Below are 23105 nucleotides of genomic sequence, written 5' to 3' on the forward strand. Positions count from 1 at the left end.
GCCGTGCGACCTGCCGCCACCTGCACCTATGCTGGAGCGCGGCGGGTTGGGCCAAGTTAAAGCCCCGTCTCTACACTGTCCTTGTCTTTCGAACGGCCTCTGATATGAGCACATATAAATCGGCGTTCCAGCCATTGCAGCGCGGGGCGGCCCTGCGGAAGGGGAGCGCGTTCTGACGACGTTCAAGGCCATCCTCGAAAGCCGGATGCCGCGCCTCTTCGCCTTCGTTTGTCCCTGGATCGACGAGCGCGTGGCGCGTGATCCCGCCAGCGAGGTCCGGCTCCTCTCCCTCCTGGTGCAACCCGGCGACACGGTCTGCGACATCGGCGCCAATCGCGGGCTCTTCACCTACTGGCTGCTGAAGGCGGGCGCGCAGGTGCTCGCCTTCGAGCCCAACCCGCGCCTCGCCCGCGTCCTGCGCCTGCGCTTTCCCGCCGAGATCGCCGCCGGCCGGCTGCGCCTGTTCGAGACGGCCCTCGGCAGCGGCAGCGGAGAGGCCCTTCTGCACATTCCACACGACATGTCGCCCCTCGCCACCATCGACGGAAACCTCGCCCACGACATGGGCGGCCCGGTGGAGCGCGTGCGGGTGGCGCTCACGCGGCTCGACGCCGCCGTCGACAGCGCGGTGAGCTTCATCAAGCTCGACGTGGAGGGCTACGAGACCGAGGTGCTGGACGGCGCCGCAAGCATCCTGCGCACCAGCCGTCCGACCCTGCTGGTGGAGGCCGAGGAGCGCCATCGGCCGGGCGCCGTGGCCGCTCTCGTGCGCAGGCTCGAGCCGCTGGGCTACGAGGGCTTCTTTCGCCTCGACGGGGTCATGGCGCCCATGTCCGCGTTTGATCCCGCCGCCCATCAGGCGGTCGAGGCGCTGGTGCCGGACGGGTCGAGGCCGAGGCGTGGGGCGCTCTATGTCAACAATTTCTATTTTGCCAACCGCCCGGAGATCATCGCCCGGCTGAAGCGCTGGACGGCCTGAGGCGCCATCGCCCCAGGTCGCGAGCGGCCTTCGCCGCTTTACGCCGCCTTGCCGCCCAGCACGCGGCCGAGGGGATGCAGCGCCACGTAATTGCCGAAGGCGGTCGGGCATTCGGTCAGCGGCTTCAGCGATCCGTCGTCCTGCAGGTGGAAGAACTGGTAGCCATGGGCCGCCAGCGCGTTCCAGGCGGCGGTGGTGTCGCCGCCGTCCGCCACGAGGGTCGGGCAGTTCATCTCGAAGATGACGCTCGGCCGGTGGGCCTCCAGCGTGCGGGCCGCGCCGCCGATGACGCGGTCCTCCGCCCCTTCCACGTCGATCTTGATGCAGTCGACGCGGGTGATGCCGAGGTCCGCCAGCAGCGTGTCGAGGGTGGTGATCTCCACTTCCTCGCTGTCGGTGCTTGTGCCGTCGTTGATGAGCGAGAAGGCCTGCGGGTCGTCGCCCAGGGGATTGTGGAAGAGCACCGCCTTGCCCACCGAATCCGAGATGGCCTTGGGCACGATGGTGACGTTCTTGAAGCCGTTGAGGGCGAGATTCTGCTGCAATTGCAGGCCCGCATCCGCCCCCGGCTCCGCCGCCACCACGCGACTCGCGATGGTCGCGGCCTTGAGGGTGAAGAGGCCGATGTTGGCGCCGATGTCGACGAAGGTGTCGCCGGGGCGGAGGAATTTGTCGAGGTAGCGCACCTCCGGCTCGACGCTGTCGCGCAGGAGATAGACCGAGGTGGTGGTGAAGCGCAGGTCCGACGGCAGCTTCAGCCGGGCGCCCGGGGTGATCTGCGCGATGGGGCTGCGGCCGAGGGCGACGTGCAGGGCCAGCGAGATGGCGCGGCCCGTAACCGTAAGCGGCGCCTCGCGAAATGCCGGCTCGTTCACGAGCTTCTTCACCCGTCTCAACATCTCGCAACTCCCTCGACCAGCCTGAACGATGGACGCCTTGCCCGGTCACCGCGCGCATCCGGGTCCGGATGCGGGAATAGACAGACACTGCCGGAGTTCGGCAAGGCGCGAAAGGTCACTTCGCCTGAAAAAGGCGTGTGTTTCATGCGCTTCACCCCTGGTTTCCGGCCGTTGCCGGGTCGCGTGCCGCACGCTTTGAGCTCATCAGTCGCAGCAGCGGCCGCTCCACCGTGAGGTGGACGATGATGGAGACCACGAGAGCCGCCCCCACCGCCGCGACGCCGCAGACGAGGTACAGCGCCGTCCCGCTCAGGGGGAGGGCGGGGGCGAGGCGGACGAAGACCTGCCCCATGGCCGAGAGCACCATGCCGTGGACGAGGTAGAGCGCGTAGGACGCATCCCCCAGAAGGGCGAGGATGCCGACCCTGGGCACCGGCCGGGCGCGCTCCAGCACCAGGGCACCGGCCACCACCATGGCCGCCGGCACGCCCCAGCGCAGGAAGCGCACCTCCTGGGGCATCTCGCCCTGCGACAGGAGAGAGACGAAGCCGAGGGCCATCAGCACCAAGCCCCAGCCGCGGCCGATGGCTGGCCCCTTCAGATACCAGAGCCCGAGGGCGAGGCCGAAGACGAACTCCAGCATGATGGAGGAGGTGTAGAAGGCGAAGAAGGCGTTGTCGCTCGGCGCCGCGAAGCCGAGCACCGACAGGCCGGCGATGGCGAGGCCCGCGGCCGGCAGGCGCCGCTCCTGGGGCAGCAGCAGGGCGATGCCCCACAGCAGGTAGAAGAACATCTCGTAGTTCAGCGTCCAGCCCGGCACCACCAGCGGCTCCAGCGTGCCGAGCACGGGATGGCGGGCCGGCAGGAAGAGGTAGGAGGCGATGATGTGCCAGGTGTCGGCCTTGCCGCTCTTCACCACCTGCGGCGCCAGCAGCAGCAAGGCGAGGCTGGCCGTGGTGACGATCCAGTAGAGCGGCGCGATGCGCACCAGGCGCTTGTGATAGAAGCTCGCGGTGTAGCCGGTCCGCCCGTAGGTGGTGACCAGCATGAGGAAGCCCGACAGCACGAAGAAGATGTCGACGCCTGCCGCGCCGGACTGCGGCCACGGCGCCTCCAGCCCAAGCCGCTGGAGCGGCGCGCCGAGATGGAACACCACCACCACCATCAAGGCCGCGACGGCGCGCAGGATCTGAACGGACTAAAGCATGGCGGTCTCCGGCGCGGAGGAGCCCGGACCTAGTCCGGGCGCTTCGGCGCGCTGGCGCGTGCCAACGTGACGCGTCCCAAAGCGATGCCGCCAGGCGCGGCTTGTCCGAGGGCGACTTGGCGGTTGGCATGGCGCGGTCCCAGGGGTCGGCTGATGCGGTGGGTCGGCGGCGCGTCCTGCGGCAGCGGCGGGGGCTCGACGCGCCGCTGCCGGTCGAGATGGACGATGAGGGCCATGACGACGCCGAGCTCTCCGGGCGTGAACACCACCGAATAGACCGCCGAGCTGACGATCAGGAAGAGCACGTAGTCGGCGAGGGCGAGGGTGAAGGCGTCGGTGAGGTCGCGGGTCAGGCGGAAGACGTAGACGAAGCACCAGGCGTAGAGCACCGCGAGCAGTGCCGCGCCGATCACCCCGTATTCGAAGATCACGCCGATCCAGCCGAGGTCGGCGATGAAGAACTGCTCGTTGCCGAAGATGTCGTTGAGCGTGGTGGTGCTGAAGCGGGTGGTGGCGCCTACGCCGAAAGTCCAGCGCATGGGATCGTCGCCGAGGAAGGCGAAGGCGAGGGACGAGGAATTCTGCCGCACCGAGAGCGAGGCGCCGAGGGCGTCCTTGGCGCCCTCCAGCGATCCGCTGGAGAACAAGCCGAGCTTGTATGCGAGGAGGGCGACGCCCGCTGCCCCGCCCAGCAGCGCCCCGCCGATCACCAGCCGGCGCAGCGCCGGCGGCAGCGACATGGTCATGCCGAACACCACCACCACCGCCGCGGCGGCGATGGCGGTCCGCTGCTTGAAGATGAGCAGCATGGGCACGAAGGCCAGCACCACGACGAGGGCGAACAGGATGTTGCGCTGGAGGATGAACGAGCGCGCCAGGAAGAACACCAGGATCATGCCGAAGAACATGGGCATGTAGACCCGGTAGCTGCGCTCGAGGTCGTAGAGCAGCAGCTTGCCGTCGGCCGGATTGTCCGAATACCAGGAGGTGGGTGCCGCAAGATAGATCAGCACCATCAGGATGAAGGTGGCAAGGCCGAGCGCCAGCACGATCTTGCGGATGCTCCGGGCCGGCACGGCCAGCAGGGCGAGGAGCGCCGAGAGGCTGAAGTAATAGGTGAAGGGCCAGGCCTTGATGGTGGTGGTGAGCGCGTCGAGAAAGCCGTTGCCCAGCTGGATCATGGACACCAGCGGCGTGAAGCCGAGGGCGTAGGCGAGCACGGTCAGGAACATGCCGCTGACCGGCAGCTTCAGTCGCGCCATGGCGTAGAAGGCCATGGGCAGGGTGAGGAACGGCCAGGCCTTGGACAGGAGATAGGGCGGGGGATACTCGTTCAGATAATAGAAGACCTGCGCGAACAGCGGCAGGGTGGCGGCGAACACCAGCTTGGCGAACAGGGCCGCACCCTGATCGAGGCTCGCGTCCTCCGGCGAGAAGGCGGAGACGCCGCGCCGCAGGGGCATGACCACGCGTGGCCGCGCACCCATGCCCTCGACCGCAGGCGCGCCCTCCCGGCTCATGGCTCGGCACTCATGGCTCGGCGCTCAGCTTCGCTGCTTGTGGCGCGCCGCTCATGGGTGGCGGTCCGCTGCGGGGGGCGCCATGCCGTAGGCCGCGGGATCGCGCTTCGCTCTGGCGGCGACGCGGAAGATGGGCAGCGAATCCACGAACACGCGCTCGATGTGCGTGCTGGGACTCTGCATGAGCCGGTACAGCCATTCGAGCCCGAGCCGCCGGAAGGCGGGGCTTGCCCGCTGCACGAGGCCAGTGAGGAAATTGAGCGCGCTGCCGACGCACAGGCCGGTGCCCACCGCCTTTCCGCGTTGCTTGATCATGTGGGCGAGATATTCCGAGCGCGGCGCCCCGGCCACCAGGAAGATGTAGCGCGCCGGATGCTCCTCCACGAAGCGGATGGCAGCCTCCACGGCCGCCGGATCGTCGATGAAGCCCATGGGCGGTATGTGCAGATGGAGGGTCTTGAGGCCGAAGCGCTCCACCAGGCGGCGCTTCATTTCCTCGCTGCCGCCGATGATGGTCACCGCATCGTCCGGCGCGATCTCGTGCTCGAACAGATGGGTGGTCAGGTCGCTGCCGGGGCACAGGGGGATGTCGAGGCCGAACAGGTTGCGCGACAGCCAGTGGGGCGCCGAGCCGTCGAGCGTGTGGAGACCGGCCGCCTCAAGCGCCGCGGCGAAGCGCGGGTCGCCACGCTCGTTGAGCCGCACCAGATGGGAGGCGTTGGAGGTGACCACGTAGCCGAAGGGGGCACCGGGCGGGCGGGCCGCGATGGCCGCCGCGGTGCCGGCCACGTCGAGGCACGCGAAGGGCACCTTCAGGAAGGTCTGTGTCCGGGCGGTGGGAGCCAGCTCGGGCTGCGCATTCATCGGTCGTGCGAACCTTTTCGGCTGCGGCGGCCGCGCGCGGCGCAAGGCCGGAGCGGGCGCCGCTCGGCTATTGCAGGAACGAGCTGCTGCCGCCGGTCTGCGTGTAGGATCCGATCGTATAGCTGAACTGCCGCTGGAACGGCACCACCTTGGTGATGAACTGGTCGATCCACAGGTTGACCTCGGCGATAGACGAGCGCGGCACATAGATGATGTCGCCGCTCACCAGCGGCACGTCGCCCGCATCGAAGCCGGTCTGGATCACGTCGCGCACGTTGACGAGGCGCAGCATGGGCTCGTTGTTGGGCCCGCGGCGGATGAGCGCCACCTGGCCGGTGCGCGATTCCTCGGTGAAGCCGCCGGCGAGCAGGATGCCCTGCAGAACGCTGGTACCCATGTCCGTCAGCTTGAAGGCGCCGGGATGGGCCACCATGCCGCCGATGTAGACGCGGGCGGATACCGCCTCCTCCAGGGAGATCACCACCTTCTGGTCGGCGAGTTCCTTGCGGGATTCGCGGCGGATGTATTCCTGCAGGCTCGAGAGCGTGGTGCCCTCCACCCGGATCTGGCCGATGGCGCGCGGCGCCACCGAGCCGTCGGGGCTCACGGTGAGGTCCTCGTCCATGTCGCGGGTAATGAAATACTTGACCTTGATCTTGTCGCCTGGGCCGAGGCGATAGCTCGGCACCTGATCGGTCCACGGCTTGAAGCGGTCGGTGTTCACCTCGGTGAAGCGCAGTTCGTGGCCGGTGGTGAAGGGCTCGGTGCCCGTGCTCTGCGAGGTGGCGATGGCGGCGCAGCCGTTGAGGGCGATGACGAGCCCCGCCAGCGTCACGGCCATGAGCCCCGCCCGGCGGCGCCGGCGGCGGGCAGCACCCTGCGAGGCCGATGCCGGGCCGCGCGGGGTGTCCACCACATCGCACTCTGGCAACCCCATCGATGAACCCCCGCACCGAATCACAAGCAAATGGTAAACGCACCGGCCGCGTTGTCTCAGCGCCAAGTGAGGCGCATCAACAGACGAAGCGGGCCGCGAGAACCGGCGAACATGGTAAAGCGACCCTAAAGGCCTATGGTTAACGAAGGATTATGGCGGTATCCACGCACGGGAGTCGGCGCGGATCTATGGGGATCTTGGACGAAAGAGGGGCGCTCTCGCGCCCCTTCCGCCCGCTCGGCTTCGCGCGGGCCGTGCTCTACGCGCGGCGATAAAGCCACTGGGGCAGGTAATAGCGCCTGCCGAGGAAGATGAAGCCGAACAGGAGGCCCCCGCTCTCCACCACCGAATCGCGCAGGTGGAGCGCTGCCGGCTTGCGGGTGCGCTCGGCCTGGATCGCCATCACGTTGCCGTCCACCATCTGGCAGAAGCGCTGGGTGACCAGCGAGGCACGCGGCAGATTGGAGCACACGACGATGCAGTCGAAGGTCTGCTTCAGCTCCGCCATCATCATCTCGGCCTCGGCGATGGGCAGGCGGATGTCGAGGAGCGGCGAGCGCTCGACCGCCGAGGCGGCCCACAGCAGCGGCACCGGCGTGCCGGTCATGAAGATGCCGCCCTGCTCCGTGCCGCCGCCGGCATCGAGCGGATAGGGCGTCGCCGAGCACAGATCCACCAGCAGCGTGCGCTTCTGCCTCTGTCCGGCGAATTCCTCCGCGAGGCGGCGGGCGAACCAGGGCAGGGTGTCGTCGTCCTCGGGCGAGAGGAAATGCATGGCGCGCAGCAGCTCGTCGTCGATGCGGGTGTCGAGCAGCATGGTGGCGCAGCTGCTGATGGCCCGCTCGGTGGCAAGGCTGCCGGGCTGCTCGGCATTCTCGTCCAGCACGGCGATGGCCGGCATGCCGAGCACGCGCTCCGCCTCGCCCGGCATGATGAATGAGGTGCGCAGCGTGGAGGCGATGGCCCCCGCAGCGCCACCGAACAGCAGGCCGGCGAAGACGCCTGCCGCCAGGAGCGGCAGCGCCAGCGAGCGCTTGGTGACGTCGGATCCCGCATCCTGCACGACCCGCACCGAGGACTGGCGCGACTGGGCGGCGGCCTCCTCGATGGAGGCGGCGACGGCCCGGCGCTGGTATTCGCGGAAGCCCTCGCTCAGCGAATCGCGCCGGCGGTTGAGCTCGATCAGTGGCGTCTCGGCGGCGCGCAAGGCGGCGAGGCGCTCCTCCGCCACCCGCTGCTGCGCCACCAGCTCGTCGCGCTGGCGGCCGAGGGAATCCTGCTCCACCCGCAGGCTCAGGATCATGTTCTGGATGTAGTTGACCTGCGGGTTCCGCACCGCGCGGTCCGTATTGTAGCGCCGGTCGGCGCGGCTCTTGATGCGCGCGCGGATGGTGGCGATCTGCCGGTCGAGGTCGCGCAGCAGCTGGCTGCCGGGGGCATATTGCGAGGCGACGCGGTCGCGCTCCAGCAGCAGCTTGGTCAGCGTGTTGTTGTCCTCGTCGCCGGGCAAGGCGTCGGTCTTCTCGGAGAAGTCGAACACCGAATCGGGCAGAGCGGCGAGCTGGCGCTCGGCCTCGGTGAGCTGGGCGGTGACCGCGACCTCGCGCTCGGCCACCTGACGGCGGCGCTGGAGGATGCCGTCCACCTGGTTGGAGGCGAGGATGGCGTCCTGGCTGAACTCGATGATGCCGGCCTTGGCCTTCAGCTTCTCGATCTCGGCGTCTACGGCGGTGAGGTCCTGGCTGAAGCGCTGCACCTCCAGCTTCAGGATCTTGGCGGTGGGATTTTCCAGCAGGCGCCGGCGCACGGCGAGGTAGTTTTTCACCAGCGCATCGGCCGCCTCCACCGCCACGTCGCGGTCGGGATTGGTGAAGCTGACGCGGATGACGTTGGAATCCGACTGCACCGAGGCCCGAAGGCTGGCGTGGAAGCGCTCCACCGCCTTGTCCATCACGTCGGTGTCGGAGCTGAACAGGCGGGTGATGGCGGAGAAGCGGCCCGGCGGGAACATGCGGTCCACGCCCACCTGCTCCACGGTGGCGCGGGCGACGTCGGCGCTCTCGATGATCTGGACTTCGGATTCCACCTGCTTCAGGCCCTCGATGCTCAGCACGGAGGGGCCGGTGTCGGTGACGTTCTGGGAGTTGGAGACCTCGCGGCTCACGATCACCATGAGCAGGCTCGATGCGGTGTATTCGGTGCGGCTCGTCACCGCCGCGCCGACGGCGATGGCGAACGGCAGCAGCGCCGCCAGAAGCACGATCCGGATGTGGTAGAAGGTGGCGATCAGGAAATCGCGGAGGGTGAACCCAAGTGGCCCGGACCCGGTGACCCGAGCCGTTTCCGTGGCGCCGGGCTGCGCCGCGTGCGGCATCAACATGCTCCCCCCTGACTCGTCCGCGCCGCGGGTCTGCGGTGTCGTCATCGGTCGGCCATTCCTGCTTCGGCGCGGCGCGGGACCTGCGGCGTGTGCGGTCTCGCCCCTGCGGCGCTGCGGCCGGGATGGTCGATGTCGCAACGAGACTGCAGCAGCGCCATTACTTTAACGTTAACCATGGGTTTCCGCTGCCCCCATCCGCATGGCTCCTAGAAGGCACGGGGCATGATGCGCACCACGGCGAGGGCGGAGCCGATGGCGAGCTGCGAGGCGAAGACGGCGGTGGCGATGGCCGCACCGATCATGCCGAACGGCGGGATGAGCAGCACGCACAGGAGGAGGCAGACCGCCGTCTGCGCCACCGTGAGCCAGCGCAGGATGCCGCCGTGGCCGGCCATGGCGAGGACGATCTCCTGGCAGGGCAGGAGCGCATAGACCAATTGGCCCACCGCCAGGACGATCAGGGCGGTGGCCGCGATCTCGAACCCCGGCCCCACCAGGTGCAGGATGGTGGCCGGAAAGAAGAACATGGCGAGGAGCAGCGGCGCGCTGAACAGGCCGACCGCCAGCCGCACCTTGCGGTTCAGCTGGCGCAGCGCGTCCCACTGTCCCTGCCGGTGGCGGGCGGCGAAGGAGGGTGCGGCGACGCTGCCGATGGAGGCGCTGACCACCCACGTGAGCATGGAGATGCGGCAGGCGACGCTGAAGGCGCCCACCTGCGCCGGCAGGCCAAAGGTGGCGAGCAGCAGCACCGGCAGCGACGGCAGGAGGATCTGTACCGTCTCCACCACCGCCAGCGGCATGGCGGTGCGCCACAAGGGCGGCAGGTGCTCCGCCTCCGCCATGTCGGACGGCGTATCGACGAAGCGGTGCCGTTCGCGCCACACCAGCACCAGCCCGACGAGGGTGGCCGCCGCATTGGCGGCGGCGAGGGCGATGAGGATGCCATTGAGGGAGTGCACGCCGGCGAGCAGCGCGGCGAGGGTGAAGCAGGGCCAAAGGCCGTTCTGCACCAATTGCCCCCACGCGCCCTTGTGCAGACCCATGAGCGCGTTGCCGACGAAATAGCACATGGCCTGGGGCAGGATGACGAAGGCCGCGAGGAACAGCGGGCGGGCGGCCTCCGGATCGCGGAACAGATAGGTTGCGATGGGGCCGGAGAGGGCGCCGGTGGCGAGGGAGACGGTGAGCCCGAAGGCCAGCACCGCCATGGTGCCGGTGAGGAAGGCGTGGCGCGCCGCGCGGCCCTTGCCCACGGCGAGCTCGGCGGCCACGTGGCGCACCACGGCGCGCTCGAAGCCGCCGCGCGAGACCGTGGCGAAGACCCCCACCCAGGTGAGGCAGAGGAAGAAATAGCCGGAATCGTGCACCCCGAGGATGCGGGCGCCCACCATGTAGAGGCCGAGCTTGCCCACGAGCTCGAGGCCGCGCGCCATCATGGCGGCGAGATAGACGCCATAGGTGGCGACGAGGCCGGGGAGGGAGCGGGGCAGGGCGGCGCTCACGGGCGGACCGTGTCCCGCAGGTGGCTCGGACGGCATGCTCCGGCGGGCCGCTTCCTGTCCCCGCGCCCGTGCCGCCGCCCCATGCCTGTGATCTCCATTGGCGGCCGCGCCGCATCCTTGTGCTGGCCGCGCGGCGGTCGCAGGGTGATTCCCCCCGGCGCCGACGGGCTCTATGAGGGAGCATTAGTGCGGGCGCGGCGCCGAGGGAAGCGGCAGGGCGCGGCACGCCGCATTTTGCGCAGGCACGGCTTCAGCTCAGTTTCGTGCGCAGTGGGACAGGGGGAGGGCGGCAGGTGGCGGGCGTGAGCGGAGCGGTCGGGGCGGAGATACCGCCAGGTCCCGGCGGGCCACGGCGGCGGAACGCCCGGCTTGCCGGGATGCGGGGATGTGCGCTGGCTCTCCTTCTGCTCGGGCCGGCCGGATCGGCCCTGGCGCAGGCGCCCATGCAGAGCCTCGGCGACCTGCCGGCGCGGCCCTACATCAATCCCGACGTGGATCCCTACCCCTTCGACCCGTTCCTGGCGCTGCGCACCTATCTCAGCCAGCGCCTGCCGGCCGGCTGGTGGGCACGCGACCCCGCCTATGACGCGGGGGCCTTCTCGGTGGTGGTGAACATCGCGGAATCGTGGAAGGGCAACCCCACGTCGGCCATGCTGCAATTGTGCCCGCAGCCGTCCAGCACCCTGTGGGACCGCATCCAGATCATCGAACTGAAGCCGATGTATCACAAGACGCCCTGGCCCTCGGTGACGTGCAGGCGGTGACGTGCAGGCGGTGACGTGAGGGCTATGACGTCTTGGCGATGACGTCGGGGCGATGATGTGCCGGCGCTGAACGCCGCGGATGAAGCTGGCTCAGTTCTGGGAATGTCGTGCCGAAGCGCAGGCGCCCTCAGGCGCCGCGCTGGTCCCGCGCCTGCCGATGGACGTGGACCGGGGCCGCCGGAGCCAGGTGGCGGGCCGAGGTGCTTTCAAGGCCGAACGCCAGGGAGAGCAGCACGAAGGCGAAGAAGATGATGCTGCTGGCGGTGGTCAACGTCAGGATCAGGCCGCCGAGGAACACGAAGGTCTCCGCCGGCTGGGTCACCACGGAAAACAGCAGAGCGAAGGCAAGCAGGGCCGGAAGCACAGCGCGAACGATAGGCATGGTTCCTCCCCCGAAACTCCGGGCGGGCGTCCTGCCGAGCGCGGCAGAGCAACCGAATTCATGCTCTATTTTAGCAGAATGCAACAGGCTTGGAAAGTTGCAGGCTGGGCGGGACACATCCCAGCACCGGCACCGGCGTCCGCTCCCCGCCAGATCGGGGCGCCCGAAAGCAGGCGCGCCCGGACGCGACGCGTCAGATCTGGCGCTCCACCATCATCTTCTTGATCTCGGCGATGGCCTTGGCCGGGTTGAGGCTCTTGGGGCACGCCTGGGCGCAGTTCATGATGGTGTGGCAGCGGTAGAGGCGGAAGGGATCCTCCAGATAGTCGAGCCGCGAGCCGGTGCGCTCGTCGCGGCTGTCCTTCAGCCAGCGGGTGGCCTGCAGCAGCGCGGCGGGGCCAAGATAGCGGTCGCCGTTCCACCAGTAGCTCGGGCAGGAGGTGGAGCAGCAGGCGCACAGGATGCACTCGTAGAGGCCGTCCAGCTTCTCGCGGTCGTCCTTCGACTGGCGCCATTCCTTCTCGGGGGCAGCGGTGTCGGTCTGCAGCCACGGCTCGATGGAGGCGTGCTGGGCATAGAAATTGGTGAGGTCGGGCACGAGGTCCTTCACCACCGGCATGTGCGGCAGCGGGTAGACGTTGACCACGCCCTTCACCAGCACCTCGTCCATGCCCTTGGTGCAGGCCAGCGTGTTGGTGCCGCCGATGTTCATGGCGCAGGAGCCGCACACGCCCTCGCGGCAGGAGCGGCGGAAGGTCAGCGTCGGGTCGACCCTGTTCTTGATCCAGATGAGGCCGTCCAGCACCATCGGGCCGCAATCCTCGCGGTCGACATAATAGGTGTCGATGCGCGGCGTCTTCCCGTCGTCCGGGTTCCAGCGATAGATGCGGAACTCGGTGAGCTTCTTGGCGCTCGCCGGCTTCGGCCACACCTTGCCGGGGGAGATCTGCGAGTTCTTCGGAAGCGTGAGCTCAACCATGGGGTATCCTGGAACGCTGGAGCGGTCGCCGCCCGCAGGAAGTCTGGCCAGGGCCGCGCACGCCAGAGACGCGCGCGGTCGATAGGGATCAGTACACGCGCTTCTTCGGCTCGATGTACTGGATGTCGTTGGACAGCGTGTAGGTGTGCACCGGACGGTCGTCGAGGCGAACGGTGCCGGCCGTGGTGTCGAAATAGGCCAGCGTGTGCTTCATCCAGTTCACGTCGTCGCGGTCCGGGAAGTCCTCGCGGGCGTGGGCGCCGCGGCTCTCCTGCCGGTTGGCCGCGCTCTCCATGGTCACGATGGCCTGGGAGATGAGGTTGTCGAACTCCAGCGTCTCGATGAGATCGGAGTTCCACACCAGCGAGCGGTCGGTGACGCCGATGTCGCTGGTGCCCTTGAACACGTCGTGGATGAGCTTGCGCCCCTCCTCCAGCACCTCGCCGGTGCGGAAGACGGCGCAGTTGTTCTGCATCACCTTCTGCATGTCGAGGCGCAGCTCGGCGGTGGGGGTCGAGCCGGCGGCGTTGCGGAAGTGGTCGAGGCGCGAAAGCGCCAGCTCGGCGCTGTTCTCGGGCAGCGGGCGGTGCTTTTCGCCGGGCTTCACCAGCTCGGCCGCGCGCAGGCCGGCGGCACGGCCGAACACCACGAGGTCGATGAGCGAGTTGGAGCCGAGGCGGTTGGCGCCGTGCACCGAGACGCAGGCGGCCTCGCCGATGGCCATCAGGCCGGGGACCACGGTGTCCGGGTCGCCTTTGCGCTTGTCCAGCACCTCGCCGTAATAGTTCGTGGGGATGCCGCCCATGTTGTAATGCACGGTCGGGATCACCGGGATCGGCTCGCGCGTCACGTCCACGCCGGCGAAGATCTTGGCGCTCTCCGAAATGCCGGGCAGGCGCTCGTGCAGGATCGCCGGATCGAGATGGTCGAGGTGGAGGAAGATGTGGTCCTTCGCCTTGCCGACACCACGGCCCTCGCGGATCTCCATGGTCATGGAGCGCGAGACCACGTCGCGGGAAGCGAGGTCCTTGGCCGAGGGGGCGTAGCGCTCCATGAAGCGCTCGCCCTCGGAATTGGTGAGGTAGCCGCCCTCGCCGCGCGATCCCTCGGTGATGAGGCAGCCCGAGCCGTAGATGCCGGTGGGGTGGAACTGCACGAACTCCATGTCCTGCAGCGGCAGGCCGGCGCGCAGCACCATGCCGCCGCCGTCGCCGGTGCAGGTATGGGCCGAGGTGGCGGAGAAATAGGCGCGGCCGTAGCCGCCGGTGGCGAGCACGGTGAGGTGGGCGCGGAAGCGGTGGAGCGTGCCGTCGTCGAGCTTGATGGCCACCACGCCGCGGCAGCGGCCTTCCTCATCCATGATGAGGTCGATGGCGAAATACTCGATGAAGAACTCGGCCTGGTGCTTCAGCGCCGCGCCGTAGAGCGTGTGCAGCATGGCGTGGCCGGTGCGGTCGGCGGCGGCGCAGGTGCGCTGGGCGGTGCCCTTGCCGAAATGCGTGGTCATGCCGCCGAACGGGCGCTGGTAGATCTTGCCGCCCTCGGTGCGGGAGAAGGGCACGCCCCAATGCTCCAGCTCGTAGACGGCGGCCGGCGCGTTGCGCACCAGATATTCGATGGCGTCCTGGTCGCCCAGCCAGTCCGACCCCTTCACGGTGTCGTACATGTGCCATTCCCACCTGTCCTCGCCCATGTTGCCGAGCGAGGCGGCGACGCCGCCCTGGGCGGCCACCGTGTGGGAGCGGGTGGGGAACACCTTAGTGATGCAGGCGGTGCGCAGGCCCGCCTCCGAGCAGCCCACCACCGCGCGCAGGCCCGCGCCACCGGCGCCGACCACCAGCACGTCGTAGGTGTGGTCCTCGATGGGATAGGCGGCGCCGTTGATGCCGGGCGCGGCGGCCCCGTTGGTTGCGGTATCGGCCATCTCAGCCTCCCAGGCTGATCTTGAGCACGGCGAAGGCGCCGGCGAGGGCAACGGCGATGGAGAAGAAGGTGTTGGCCACGATGAGCAGCACCTTCAGGCCTTCCGTGTGCACGTAGTCCTCGATCACCACCTGCATGCCGATGCGCATGTGGGTGGTTACGGACAGCAGCGTCAGAAGGATGACGACCGCCACGAAGGGATGGCCGAGCGTCGCATGGGCCCGGGCGTAGTCGGCGCCGGCGAGCGAGATGACGATGCCGATGAAGAACACCATCAGGATCAGGTTGGCGAGGCCGGTCACCCGCTGCTTGAAGAAGTCGGTGGTGCCGGACTTGGCGGCGCCGAGCCCGCGCACCTTGCCGAGGGGCGTGCGCATGGGCGAGTGCCCGTGGGAGGGGGTGCTGCTCATGTCGCTCTCCTCAGCCCTTCATCGCCAGGCCGACAATCCACAGGATCACCGTGAGCGCCACCGATCCCACAAGGGTGGCCTTGGCAAGGAGCACGCGCTCCTGCGGGCCGAAGCCGTGGATGAAGTCCCAGATGAAATGACGCACACCACCCAGCGCATGGTGGAGGAGCGCCCAGGTGTAGCCGAACAGGACGAGGAGCCCGAGGGGCGAGCCCGCCACCGACTGGAAGGTGGCGTAGGCCGAGGGCGAGGACGCGGCGGCGAGCAGCCACCAGACCAGGATCGCGGTTCCGAAATACAGGCCCACGCCGGTGATGCGATGCACAATGGACATCATCATCGTGAACAGCGGACGGTAGATCTGTAGGTGGGGCGAAAGGGGGCGATCAATGCGCTGAGGGCTGTCGGCCATGGGGCCTCCTCCAAAAAATCGACCGATCAGGTATCTCAATCGTCGTCTCTTCGCAACGATTCCAAAGCACCTTGGCGGCTTTAAATCCCGATATGGCGTCGCCCGCAATTGGATGAACGTTGCATGTTCATTGCGCCCCTTACGCGGATGCTGCAATGCCAACGCGCAAGGGGCGCCCCGGCTTGGCGCCGCCAAAAAACAAACGGCGCCGGAGGACTGGCGCCGTTGCTCAGTTCGTGACCTGCGGGGGCAGTCGCGTCAGGGTCGAAGCGTTCGGATCAGAAGCGGTAGGTGACGCCCGTGCCGAAGATCCAGGGGTTCAGGTCGGCGCCGCCCTGGAGGTAGGTGCCGCCCACCGTCTGGAGGGTGAAGCTCGGCTCGAGGAAGATCTTCTTCACGTCGACGTTGAAGCCCCAGTGGCGGTCGATCATCCAGTCGAAGCCGGCCTGGAGGGCGAGGCCCCAGGAATCGTGCACGTCGACGGAGGAGAACAGCGGGTTCGACGCTTCCTGGCTGAAGAAGACGGTGTAGTTCACGCCGGCGCCGATATAGGGCTTGAACGGCCCGAAGTCGGTGAAGTGGTACTGCAGGGTGAGGGTCGGGGGCAGCAGCCACACCTTGCCCACCTGGCCGAGGCCGGCGATGGAGCCCGCGCCGTTGATGTCGTGGGGCGTCACGCCGAGAATGAGCTCGGCCGCGATGTTCTTGGTGAAGTAGTAGGTGATGTCGAGCTCGGGCACCACCGCGTCGGAATAGGTGAGGTCGGAGAAGGGGACGCCCGTCACCGAGCCGCCGTTCTCCGGCATCACGTACAGAGCGCGCACGCGGATCTGCCAGGGGCTGAGGGGCTCTTCCACCGGCGCCGCCTTGTAGACGGGGGTGGAAAGGTCGGCGGCGGTGGCGACGCCGGCCGTAAGGGCGCTGAGGCCCGCCGCAAGAATTAGACCCAGACCGAACTGACGCATGCCCCGCTCCCGATACCTGACAAAACCGTGATGTTAGGTGTCGCGCCGACCGGCCTGCTGGAATTTGATCTGCATCAAATCCAAATCGCGAGCGCCACGAGTGTGGCAGCCACGACACAGCTCCGCCGCGCCGGCGCCGCATTCGTTGGGCATGCCTTTATACCGTCTCAGCGGGCGCGGCTGATTGGAATAATTCATAGTTTCAAAGGCGTAGTTCAATCATGGGTGGTTTGGGCGCGGCTCTGGGCGTGCGGCTGGGGGCGGCATGGGATACTTTGGGCCTGCGGCAATCTTGCCACCCCTGGATGCCGTCGGCGCTCGGGGTTGCAAAGGCTATTCTCGTTCTGTTCGTGATTTGGACCGGCGGCGGAGCGGCTTACGCCGAGACGGTGCGCGACCTTCGGCTCAACGCCAATGGTGAAACCCGCCGCTATCTCGTGGTGACGCCCGATGGGGTCAGCGGACCTGCCCCGGTGGTGATCGCGCTGCACGGCGCGGCCCAGTCGCCGGAGAGCTTCCGCGCCTATTTCGGCCTCGACGCCGCGGCCGCCAAGCACGGCTTCGTCGCGGTGTACCCGCAGGGCGAAGGACGGGTGTGGAACGACGGCCGCCCCGCCGCCATGCGGCTGAAGCTGGTGCTTCGCCCCGGCGACGACGTGGCCTTCCTCGTCGCCCTCGCCCGGCGCCTCGTGGCGGACGGAATCGCCGATCCGGCGCGGATCTATCTCACCGGTATCTCCAACGGCGGATTCATGGTGCAGCGCATGGCTTGCGAGCATGCCGACCTGTTCGCCGCCTATTCCGCCATCATGTCGACGGCGCCCGCCAATTATCGCGAGGAATGCCAGCCGGCGCGGGCGGTGCCGATCCTGTTCATCCACGGCACGGCGGATTCGGTGATCGGCTACGGCGGTTTCTGGACGCCGGTGGGGGCGACCCTGTCGGCGCCGGACAGCGCCCGCCTGTTCGCCGGGATCGACGGCTGCGAGGCCGCCAACGCCCGCGACCTGCCGGACCTCGCCCCCGGCGACGGCACGCGGGCGGTGCTGCGCCGGTGGGACGGCTGCCGCGACGGGGCGGCGGTGGAGCTCATCACCATCGAGCGCGGCGGCCACCAGTCGCCCGCCATGGTGGAGACGAAGCCGGATCTCGCGACGCCCTTTCTCGGCCTGCGCAGCCAGGACATCGATTCGGGCGAGGAGATCTGGCGCTTCATGTCGGCCTATGGGGCGCCGCTCCCGCCGACCGTCATGCCCCTGCCGCCCGCGACGCCCGCGCGCCCGGCGAAGCCCGCCGCGCCTCGCAGAAGCGATCCCGCCGCGGGGCGCGCCGATCCGGCCAAGGGCAGCGCCGCCCCCGCCCCCGCTGCCGCCCGCCCCGCCGCCGCGGCCGGTCCTGTGCCGAACCCTGCGCCCAAGCCCGCGGGTGCCGCCGCGGGTGCCGCCGCGGGCGCCAACGCGGCCGGTCCCGCGCCCGCCGATCAGCGCGGGATCAGCGCCCAGTAGTCGAGATCGAGGATGACGCTCGGGTCGTAGTCGTCGCCGGTCTTGTAGGGGAAGTCGGCCGTCAGCCGGTCCTTGGTCGCCACCGTGCGCAGGCGCAGGGCGGCCACGTCGTCCCGGCCGGGTAGCTCCTGCGCGTCCAGCACCTCGCTCCACGCATGGACGGTGAGGCCCGCGAACAGCGGCGCCACATGGCGGCCGCCATTGATGGCGGCGATGTGGAAGGCGTTGGCGAGGCCATTGAACGACAGGGCGCGGGCCAGGGAAATGACGTGGCCGCCATAGATCAGCCGGCGGCCGAACCGGCCCTGGCCTTCGGTGAACTGGTTGAAATGCACCTTGGCCGTGTTCTGGTAGAGGCGGGTGGCGATCATGTGCTCCGCCTCCTCCACCGTCATGCCGTCCACATGGTCGATGCGCTCGCCCACCGCATAGTCGGCGAAGCGGGCGGTGGAGCCGGAGAGGTCGTCGCGCCAGCCCTCGATGTCGAGAACGGGCACGGCGCTGCCCAGGGCATCGGCGGCGAGGGCTGCGGGCAGGGTGGGCACCACCGGCTCCGGCGCGGGCAGGGAGGGGTCTGCCTTGCGCACCATCACCCAGCGCACATAGTCCAGCACCTCGGTGCCGTCCTGGTTGAAGCCCACCGAGCGCACGTAGACCACGCCGCTCTGGCCGTTGGAATTTTCCCTGAGGCCGATGACCTCGGAGACGGCGGTGAGCGTGTCGCCGGGATAGACCGGGGCGAGGAAGCGGCCGCCGGCATAGCCGAGATTCGCCACCGCGTTGAGGGAGATGTCGGGCACGGTCTTGCCGAACACCACGTGGAACACCAGCAGGTCGTCCACCGGGGCGGCGGGGTAGCCGATGTCCTGGGCGAAGGTGTCGGCCGACTGCACGGCGAAGCGCGTGCCGTAGAGCGCGCTATAGAGGCTGACGTCGCCGTCCGTGATGGTGCGGGGCGTCGCGTGCCGGATGACCTGGCCGACGCTGAAATCCTCGAAGAAGTTGCCCCGGTTGGTCTTGCTCATCATGGTCCCCCAGTTCTGCGGCGCATGTTGCAGAGCGTCCGCGTGCGACGCAACAGGCAGCGCCGGCACGCGCTTCGCCCGCGCGGGCGTCGGATCGCGCGGCGATCGGCGCCACCAATGGCTTGACGCATCCCCCCTCCATGGTCCTCATGGGGGCGACGGGGGTGGGGCGACGGGGCGCGACGCGCCGGCTCCGTGTGAGGGGGGCTTCAGGTGTCGGGTTCGGCGAGCCAGAATTTGTCGTTTCAGGCCATGGTCTTCACGGCCTGCCTCTTTCCGTTCTACATCCTCGCCGCGACGCTCACCAATTCGGCGGCGATCCTCACCGACCTCCTCGCCACCTCGTTCGACCTCACGGCGCTCACCGCCTGCTGGCTGGTGCTGAAGCTCGCCCACAAGGCGCATGCCGGCAAATACGCCTACGGCCTCGGCAAGCTGGAGAATCTTGCCGAGTTGATGATCGCGCTGCTGCAGACCATCCTGGTGGTGATCGCCGGCACCCGCGCGGTGATGCGCGTGCTGCACCCGGAAGGCGTGGACGGCGCGGAGCTGGGCCTGTTTGTGGCGGCCATGGCGGTGATCGGCAACGTGGTGCTCAACCGCAAGGCCAAGCGCCTCGCCCACGAGACCCGCTCGCCGGTGCTGGCGGCGCAGGCGCGGGTGCATCTCGTCTCCGCCATCGCCTCGGGCTCGGTGTTCACCGTTACGGTGATCCTGTCGATCTTCAACGACATCCCGGTGCTGTACTATCTCGACCCGCTGGGCTCGTTCGTCGTCATCGGCTTCATGATCTACAACATCTTCGCCATGCTCTCGAACTCGGTGGGCTCGCTGCTCGACCAGGCCATCGGCGAGGCGGGGCAGCTGCGCATCCTCAAGGTGCTCACCACCCATTTCGACGATTTCGACGAACTGGGCGACATCCGCACCCGCCAGCTCGGTGGCAAGATGTTCGTGGAGCTGCACCTCGGCTTCGAGAGCGACTGGAGCGTGGCGCGGGCGCGCGCCGTGGTGGCCAAGCTCACCGAGGCGGTGAAGGCCGAGTTCCGCGCCGCCGGCGACGACGTGGATGTCGCCATCGTGCTGATGCCGGGCCACCATCCCGCCACCGCTACCCCGGCCTGACACGAGGACAGCGCCAGGGGCGCGCGAGGGGAGAGCCGCGGGCGCCCGGTGCTCAGTGCTCGGACAGCACCACGTCGTCGGACCACTCGCCCTCCACCTCCTTCACGATGGCCTGCCCGCAGATCACGCGGCCCTGCACGGCATCGAAGGTGAGGGTGGGCGCGCCGTGCAATTGCCAGCCGCGATTCAGCGCCGCCGACACGCGCTTGCAGAAGGCGGCGTCGTCCGGTCCGGTAAGATAGCGGTAGAGCTTCATAAGGCGAGATCCTGCAAAAGGCCGGCAAGGCCGGCGGCTCAGAGCTTGGCGCCGACCCGGCGGGCGGCGGCGTCGCGCTTGTCCTGGAAGGGGCGGGTGCGCGCCTCCACCTCGGCCACCAGATGGGGGTCTTCCTTGTCGCGCGGCGGGAACGGCGCCTCGGGCTGGTACTCGATGGCGAGGGCGATGCGGCGCGCCTCATCCGCCCCCGCGATCTCGGCCGCGAGCGTCAGCGCGAGATCGATGCCCGAGGATACGCCGGCTCCGGTGAAGCGGTTGCGGTCCACCACCACCCGCTCGGCCACCGGGATCGCCCCGAGGTGGGCGAGCTGGGGCAGCGATAGCCAGTGGCAGGTGGCGCGGTAGCCCTTCAGCAGCCCCGCCGCGCCGAGGATCAGCGAGCCGGTGCAGACCGAGGTGACATAACGGGCGCCTGCCGCCATCTCCTGCAGGAAGCCGAGGGTCGCCTTGTCCTCCATCAGCGCGAGCTGGCCCGGCCCGCCGGGCACGAACAGCACCTCGCATCCGTCGAGCTCGCGGAACGCGGCGGTGGGCATGAGCGCGAGGCCGGAGGCATCCACCACCGGCTTGCCCGCCTTCTTCCACGCGATGTCGATCTTGGCGCCCGGCAGGCGGGCGAGCACCTCGAACGGCCCGGTCAGGTCGAGCTGCGTCATGTCGGGATAGGCGAGCATGACGATGCGCAAGGGACCGGCCACCGGTGGGTCTCCTCAGGCGCGCGCGGCGATGGCGTCGGCGAGGGCCACCGTGCGCTTCGCCATCTCGGCATGGAGCAGCTCCACCATCCGGCCGTCGAGGGTGATGACGCCCTTGCCGGCGTTCTCCGGCAGCGCGAAGGCGGCGATGATGGCGCGGGCGCGCGCGACCTCCGCCTCGGGCGGCGAGAAGGCGGTGTTGCAGGGCTCGATCTGGCTCGGATGGATCAGCGTCTTGCCGTCCATGCCCATCTCCACCCCCTGGGTGCATTCGGCCTTGAAGCCGTCGAGGTCCTGGAACTGGTTCCACACGCCGTCGAGCACGTCGACGCCGTAGACCCGCGCGGCGGCCACCACCAGAGCCAGCCAGCCCACCATGGGGGCCCGGCCGGGCACCAGGGCGGCGCGGGTCTCCTTGGCGATGTCGTTGGTGCCGAGCACGAACACCGACAGGCGCGTCAGTGGATCGCGGGCGGCGCCGGCGATGGCCTTGATGTCAAGGATGGCGAGGGGCGTCTCGATCATCGCCCAGACCCGCGTCGTGGCCGGAACGCCCAGCGCCTCCAGCCGGCGGCCGACGGTGACGAGCTGCTCCACCGACTGCACCTTGGGCACCAGGATGGCGTCCGGGCCGGCGCCGGCCGCAGCCTCCAGATCGTCCGAGCCCCAGGGCGTGTCGAGGCCGTTGATGCGGATGACCACTTCGCGCGGGCCGAAGCCGCCGGCCTTCACCGTCTCCACGATGCGCCCGCGGGCCTCGGCCTTGGCGTCCGGGGCGACCGCGTCCTCGAGGTCGAGGATGACGCCGTCGGCGGGGAGGGTGCGGGCCTTTTCCAGGGCGCGGGCATTGGAGCCGGGCATGTAGAGGACGCTGCGGCGGGGGCGGAGGGTGGCGGCGTCCGGGCTCGCATCGGCCATGGGGGCTCCTTGGGGAATTTTGAGCAGGCGCGCGCCTGCGGGGCATCACCCAAATCGGTAAAGCGCCGCTCCGGCTTTGAAAAGGGGGTGCTGCATCGCGGCGCAACCGCCGTGCCGCGCTGCGGTGGCCTGAGGAGAAGGGGAGAGGGGGCTGGCGTCAGCGCGCCGGCGGTGCGGCCGAGGCCTCGGCGCCGGGCGGGGGCCAGGTGAAATCGTCGGCGCGGCCGCGCACGGGGGCGGGGGCGACGCCGTCCTTCAGCACCTTGGAGGCCGCCTTGGCGCTGGCCGAGACTGCCACCGGATCGGCCCGCTGTGCCTCGCGCGCCTGCGCCGCGGCGGGGGCGCCTGCGAGGGCCGCGGGGCGGTCGGCGCCGGGCGTCGCCTCGGGCGCCGGCTGGCCGCGCGGGGTCTCGTCCAGCATGCGGTTGATGTCCTTCTGGACGAAGAAGGCGAGCTTGCGCCCGCCGGCGCGGGTGAAGCGCACGCCGTCGTTGAACCTGAGGCGCCGGCGCTGGCCGTCCACGGCGGGGCCGTTGGCCATGTACTTGCCGTCCTCGTCGACGAAGCCGTCCCAGACATTGGCGAAGGTGAGCCCGGCGCGGGCGACGCGGGCACGCAGCAGCTCGTTGAGCTTGGTGTAGTCGTCGGAGAGGGAGCCGCTCGCCACCGGCGCCAGCCCCACCACGATGACCCGCCCGGCCTTCTCGCGCACCGCCGCCAGCACCTCGTCCACCCGCTTGCCGTAGAGCTCGTTCCAGCGCTCGGTCAGGGGCTGGGCGAAGGTCTCGCCGTCCTTGATGGGCTGAAGGTCGTCGGAGCCGAGGGCGACGACGGTGACCGCCGGCCGCGCCGCGGCGACCGCGTCGGGCACGCGGGTGATCCAGTCCACCGGGGCCGGCAGGAAGCCGCTCTCGTCCACGGTGTTCTCGATGATGGCGATGCGCTGGCGCTCCGGCGCATAGGTGTCGGCGAGGCCCTGGGCGAGCTGGGCGGCGAGGCGGTCACCCATCACCAGCACGAACTGGTTCGGCGCGGCGCGCTTGCCCTGGGTGGCCGCATCGGCCGAGCCGTAGACCACGCCTTCCGGCTCGGCGGGGGCCTGACGCTTCTGCTGCTGGGCCGGCGGCGCAAGAACTTCCGGTTGGGGCTGGAACGGCCACCAGCCGGAATTCTGCCCCGGCCGCTGCTGCGGCCGCGGCTGGGCGCGCGGCACGTCGGCCGGCGGACGCAGGAAGAAGAAGAAATCGTTCTGGGCGAAGGCCGGCCGGGATGCATCGCCCGCCAAAGCGGCGAGGCCGGTGAGGAGCGCCAGCATCGCGAGGAGCGCGCAGCGCAGGCCGTCACCGGCACCGCCCGAGGCCGCACGTCGTCGGCGCGGCGGGCGGGCGCCCACCGGGGAGCGGGAGGAAGGGAGGGGTGCGGCGCGCCACATGTCCC

Annotated in this window: 22 protein-coding genes; 4 read left to right on the top strand and 18 right to left on the bottom strand. The window is 69.2% G+C overall.

Annotated elements, in window-relative coordinates:
* Positions 1–205: 205 nt before the first annotated feature.
* Positions 206–979: an FkbM family methyltransferase gene (locus tag ABLE93_RS11760; protein WP_348839987.1), complete on the top strand. Its 774-nt coding sequence runs from the start codon at positions 206–208 to the stop codon at positions 977–979.
* A gap of 38 nt (positions 980–1017) precedes the next feature.
* Here the strand turns inward: ABLE93_RS11760 and ABLE93_RS11765 are convergent, their stop codons facing one another.
* The 7 genes from ABLE93_RS11765 to ABLE93_RS11795 all read right to left on the bottom strand — a co-directional run bounded on the left by ABLE93_RS11765 (position 1018) and on the right by ABLE93_RS11795 (position 10288).
* Positions 1018–1878: an FkbM family methyltransferase gene (locus ABLE93_RS11765; protein ID WP_348839988.1), complete on the bottom strand. Its 861-nt coding sequence runs from the start codon at positions 1876–1878 to the stop codon at positions 1018–1020.
* Positions 1879–2029: 151 nt separating this feature from the next.
* Complete coding sequence (locus ABLE93_RS11770) at positions 2030–3067, bottom strand: acyltransferase family protein (protein ID WP_348840101.1); 1038 nt, start codon at positions 3065–3067, stop codon at positions 2030–2032.
* Positions 3068–3114: 47 nt separating this feature from the next.
* On the bottom strand, positions 3115–4605 hold the full coding sequence (locus ABLE93_RS11775; RefSeq protein ID WP_348839989.1) for a hypothetical protein: 1491 nt from the start codon (positions 4603–4605) through the stop codon (positions 3115–3117).
* Positions 4606–4656: 51 nt separating this feature from the next.
* Positions 4657–5469 carry a WecB/TagA/CpsF family glycosyltransferase gene (locus ABLE93_RS11780; RefSeq protein WP_348839990.1) on the bottom strand — a complete coding sequence of 271 codons (813 nt, stop codon included), beginning with the start codon at positions 5467–5469 and terminating at the stop codon, positions 4657–4659.
* 67 nt (positions 5470–5536) lie between these two features.
* Entirely contained in the window at positions 5537–6406 is an 870-nt protein-coding gene (locus ABLE93_RS11785; RefSeq protein ID WP_348839991.1) for a polysaccharide biosynthesis/export family protein, read from the bottom strand.
* Positions 6407–6665: 259 nt separating this feature from the next.
* Complete coding sequence (locus ABLE93_RS11790; protein ID WP_348839992.1) at positions 6666–8780, bottom strand: GumC family protein; 2115 nt, start codon at positions 8778–8780, stop codon at positions 6666–6668.
* A gap of 212 nt (positions 8781–8992) precedes the next feature.
* Positions 8993–10288 carry a lipopolysaccharide biosynthesis protein gene (locus ABLE93_RS11795; protein ID WP_348839993.1) on the bottom strand — a complete coding sequence of 432 codons (1296 nt, stop codon included), beginning with the start codon at positions 10286–10288 and terminating at the stop codon, positions 8993–8995.
* Between the two features lie 377 nt (positions 10289–10665).
* On the opposite strand from ABLE93_RS11795, the gene ABLE93_RS11800 reads away from it, so the two are divergent.
* The gene (locus tag ABLE93_RS11800; protein WP_348839994.1) at positions 10666–11052 is read left to right on the top strand and encodes a hypothetical protein; all 387 of its coding nucleotides are present in this window, start codon (positions 10666–10668) and stop codon (positions 11050–11052) included.
* Between the two features lie 127 nt (positions 11053–11179).
* Here the strand turns inward: ABLE93_RS11800 and ABLE93_RS11805 are convergent, their stop codons facing one another.
* The 6 genes from ABLE93_RS11805 to ABLE93_RS11830 form a co-directional block, all read right to left on the bottom strand.
* Positions 11180–11434 (bottom strand): hypothetical protein, encoded by a 255-nt coding sequence (locus ABLE93_RS11805; protein ID WP_348839995.1) that lies wholly within the window; start codon positions 11432–11434, stop codon positions 11180–11182.
* Positions 11435–11627: 193 nt separating this feature from the next.
* A complete protein-coding gene (locus tag ABLE93_RS11810; protein WP_348839996.1) occupies positions 11628–12413 on the bottom strand; it encodes a succinate dehydrogenase iron-sulfur subunit in 786 nt (261 codons plus the stop codon).
* 88 nt (positions 12414–12501) lie between these two features.
* Positions 12502–14337 (bottom strand): succinate dehydrogenase flavoprotein subunit, encoded by a 1836-nt coding sequence (gene sdhA, locus ABLE93_RS11815; protein WP_348839997.1) that lies wholly within the window; start codon positions 14335–14337, stop codon positions 12502–12504.
* Between the two features lies 1 nt (position 14338).
* Positions 14339–14746 carry a succinate dehydrogenase, hydrophobic membrane anchor protein gene (gene sdhD, locus ABLE93_RS11820; RefSeq protein ID WP_348839998.1) on the bottom strand — a complete coding sequence of 136 codons (408 nt, stop codon included), beginning with the start codon at positions 14744–14746 and terminating at the stop codon, positions 14339–14341.
* Positions 14747–14756: 10 nt separating this feature from the next.
* A complete protein-coding gene (gene sdhC, locus ABLE93_RS11825; protein ID WP_348839999.1) occupies positions 14757–15158 on the bottom strand; it encodes a succinate dehydrogenase, cytochrome b556 subunit in 402 nt (133 codons plus the stop codon).
* Positions 15159–15436: 278 nt separating this feature from the next.
* Positions 15437–16123: an OmpW/AlkL family protein gene (locus ABLE93_RS11830; protein WP_348840000.1), complete on the bottom strand. Its 687-nt coding sequence runs from the start codon at positions 16121–16123 to the stop codon at positions 15437–15439.
* 221 nt (positions 16124–16344) lie between these two features.
* On the opposite strand from ABLE93_RS11830, the gene ABLE93_RS11835 reads away from it, so the two are divergent.
* Positions 16345–17628, top strand: coding sequence for a CE1 family esterase (locus ABLE93_RS11835; protein ID WP_348840001.1), 1284 nt, complete (start codon positions 16345–16347; stop codon positions 17626–17628).
* Here ABLE93_RS11835 and ABLE93_RS11840 read toward each other — a convergent pair.
* Positions 17604–18653, bottom strand: a complete 1050-nt coding sequence (locus ABLE93_RS11840) for a MaoC family dehydratase (RefSeq protein ID WP_348840002.1) — start codon at positions 18651–18653, stop codon at positions 17604–17606. The genes ABLE93_RS11835 and ABLE93_RS11840 overlap by 25 nt on opposite strands.
* 213 nt (positions 18654–18866) lie before the next feature.
* On the opposite strand from ABLE93_RS11840, the gene ABLE93_RS11845 reads away from it, so the two are divergent.
* Positions 18867–19778 (top strand): cation diffusion facilitator family transporter, encoded by a 912-nt coding sequence (locus ABLE93_RS11845; RefSeq protein WP_348840003.1) that lies wholly within the window; start codon positions 18867–18869, stop codon positions 19776–19778.
* A gap of 52 nt (positions 19779–19830) precedes the next feature.
* Here the strand turns inward: ABLE93_RS11845 and ABLE93_RS11850 are convergent, their stop codons facing one another.
* From ABLE93_RS11850 to ABLE93_RS11865, 4 genes are all read right to left on the bottom strand, one after another.
* Complete coding sequence (locus ABLE93_RS11850; protein ID WP_348840004.1) at positions 19831–20034, bottom strand: DUF1737 domain-containing protein; 204 nt, start codon at positions 20032–20034, stop codon at positions 19831–19833.
* Between the two features lie 38 nt (positions 20035–20072).
* Positions 20073–20753, bottom strand: a complete 681-nt coding sequence (locus tag ABLE93_RS11855; RefSeq protein WP_348840005.1) for a DJ-1/PfpI family protein — start codon at positions 20751–20753, stop codon at positions 20073–20075.
* Between the two features lie 12 nt (positions 20754–20765).
* The gene (locus ABLE93_RS11860; RefSeq protein WP_348840006.1) at positions 20766–21668 is read right to left on the bottom strand and encodes an HpcH/HpaI aldolase/citrate lyase family protein; all 903 of its coding nucleotides are present in this window, start codon (positions 21666–21668) and stop codon (positions 20766–20768) included.
* Positions 21669–21825: 157 nt separating this feature from the next.
* Complete coding sequence (locus ABLE93_RS11865) at positions 21826–23100, bottom strand: SGNH/GDSL hydrolase family protein (protein ID WP_348840007.1); 1275 nt, start codon at positions 23098–23100, stop codon at positions 21826–21828.
* Between the last annotated feature and the right edge of the window lie 5 nt (positions 23101–23105).

Origin of the sequence: Xanthobacter pollutisoli (assembly GCF_040044995.1) — a bacterium.
GTDB lineage: Bacteria > Pseudomonadota > Alphaproteobacteria > Rhizobiales > Xanthobacteraceae > Xanthobacter.

Coding starts and splice junctions, on each gene's coding strand:
- ABLE93_RS11835 (WP_348840001.1), top strand. CDS start 16,345: ATGGGTGGTTTGGGCGCGGCTCTGGGCGTGCGGCTGGGGGCGGCATGG.
- ABLE93_RS11865 (WP_348840007.1), bottom strand. CDS start 23,100: ATGTGGCGCGCCGCACCCCTCCCTTCCTCCCGCTCCCCGGTGGGCGCC.
- ABLE93_RS11790 (WP_348839992.1), bottom strand. CDS start 8,780: ATGCCGCACGCGGCGCAGCCCGGCGCCACGGAAACGGCTCGGGTCACC.
- sdhD (WP_348839998.1), bottom strand. CDS start 14,746: ATGAGCAGCACCCCCTCCCACGGGCACTCGCCCATGCGCACGCCCCTC.
- sdhA (WP_348839997.1), bottom strand. CDS start 14,337: ATGGCCGATACCGCAACCAACGGGGCCGCCGCGCCCGGCATCAACGGC.
- ABLE93_RS11785 (WP_348839991.1), bottom strand. CDS start 6,406: ATGGGGTTGCCAGAGTGCGATGTGGTGGACACCCCGCGCGGCCCGGCA.
- ABLE93_RS11850 (WP_348840004.1), bottom strand. CDS start 20,034: ATGAAGCTCTACCGCTATCTTACCGGACCGGACGACGCCGCCTTCTGC.
- ABLE93_RS11760 (WP_348839987.1), top strand. CDS start 206: ATGCCGCGCCTCTTCGCCTTCGTTTGTCCCTGGATCGACGAGCGCGTG.
- ABLE93_RS11830 (WP_348840000.1), bottom strand. CDS start 16,123: ATGCGTCAGTTCGGTCTGGGTCTAATTCTTGCGGCGGGCCTCAGCGCC.
- ABLE93_RS11810 (WP_348839996.1), bottom strand. CDS start 12,413: ATGGTTGAGCTCACGCTTCCGAAGAACTCGCAGATCTCCCCCGGCAAG.
- ABLE93_RS11840 (WP_348840002.1), bottom strand. CDS start 18,653: ATGAGCAAGACCAACCGGGGCAACTTCTTCGAGGATTTCAGCGTCGGC.
- ABLE93_RS11780 (WP_348839990.1), bottom strand. CDS start 5,469: ATGAATGCGCAGCCCGAGCTGGCTCCCACCGCCCGGACACAGACCTTC.
- ABLE93_RS11775 (WP_348839989.1), bottom strand. CDS start 4,605: ATGAGCCGGGAGGGCGCGCCTGCGGTCGAGGGCATGGGTGCGCGGCCA.
- ABLE93_RS11805 (WP_348839995.1), bottom strand. CDS start 11,434: ATGCCTATCGTTCGCGCTGTGCTTCCGGCCCTGCTTGCCTTCGCTCTG.
- ABLE93_RS11800 (WP_348839994.1), top strand. CDS start 10,666: ATGCGGGGATGTGCGCTGGCTCTCCTTCTGCTCGGGCCGGCCGGATCG.
- ABLE93_RS11860 (WP_348840006.1), bottom strand. CDS start 21,668: ATGGCCGATGCGAGCCCGGACGCCGCCACCCTCCGCCCCCGCCGCAGC.
- ABLE93_RS11765 (WP_348839988.1), bottom strand. CDS start 1,878: ATGTTGAGACGGGTGAAGAAGCTCGTGAACGAGCCGGCATTTCGCGAG.
- sdhC (WP_348839999.1), bottom strand. CDS start 15,158: ATGGCCGACAGCCCTCAGCGCATTGATCGCCCCCTTTCGCCCCACCTA.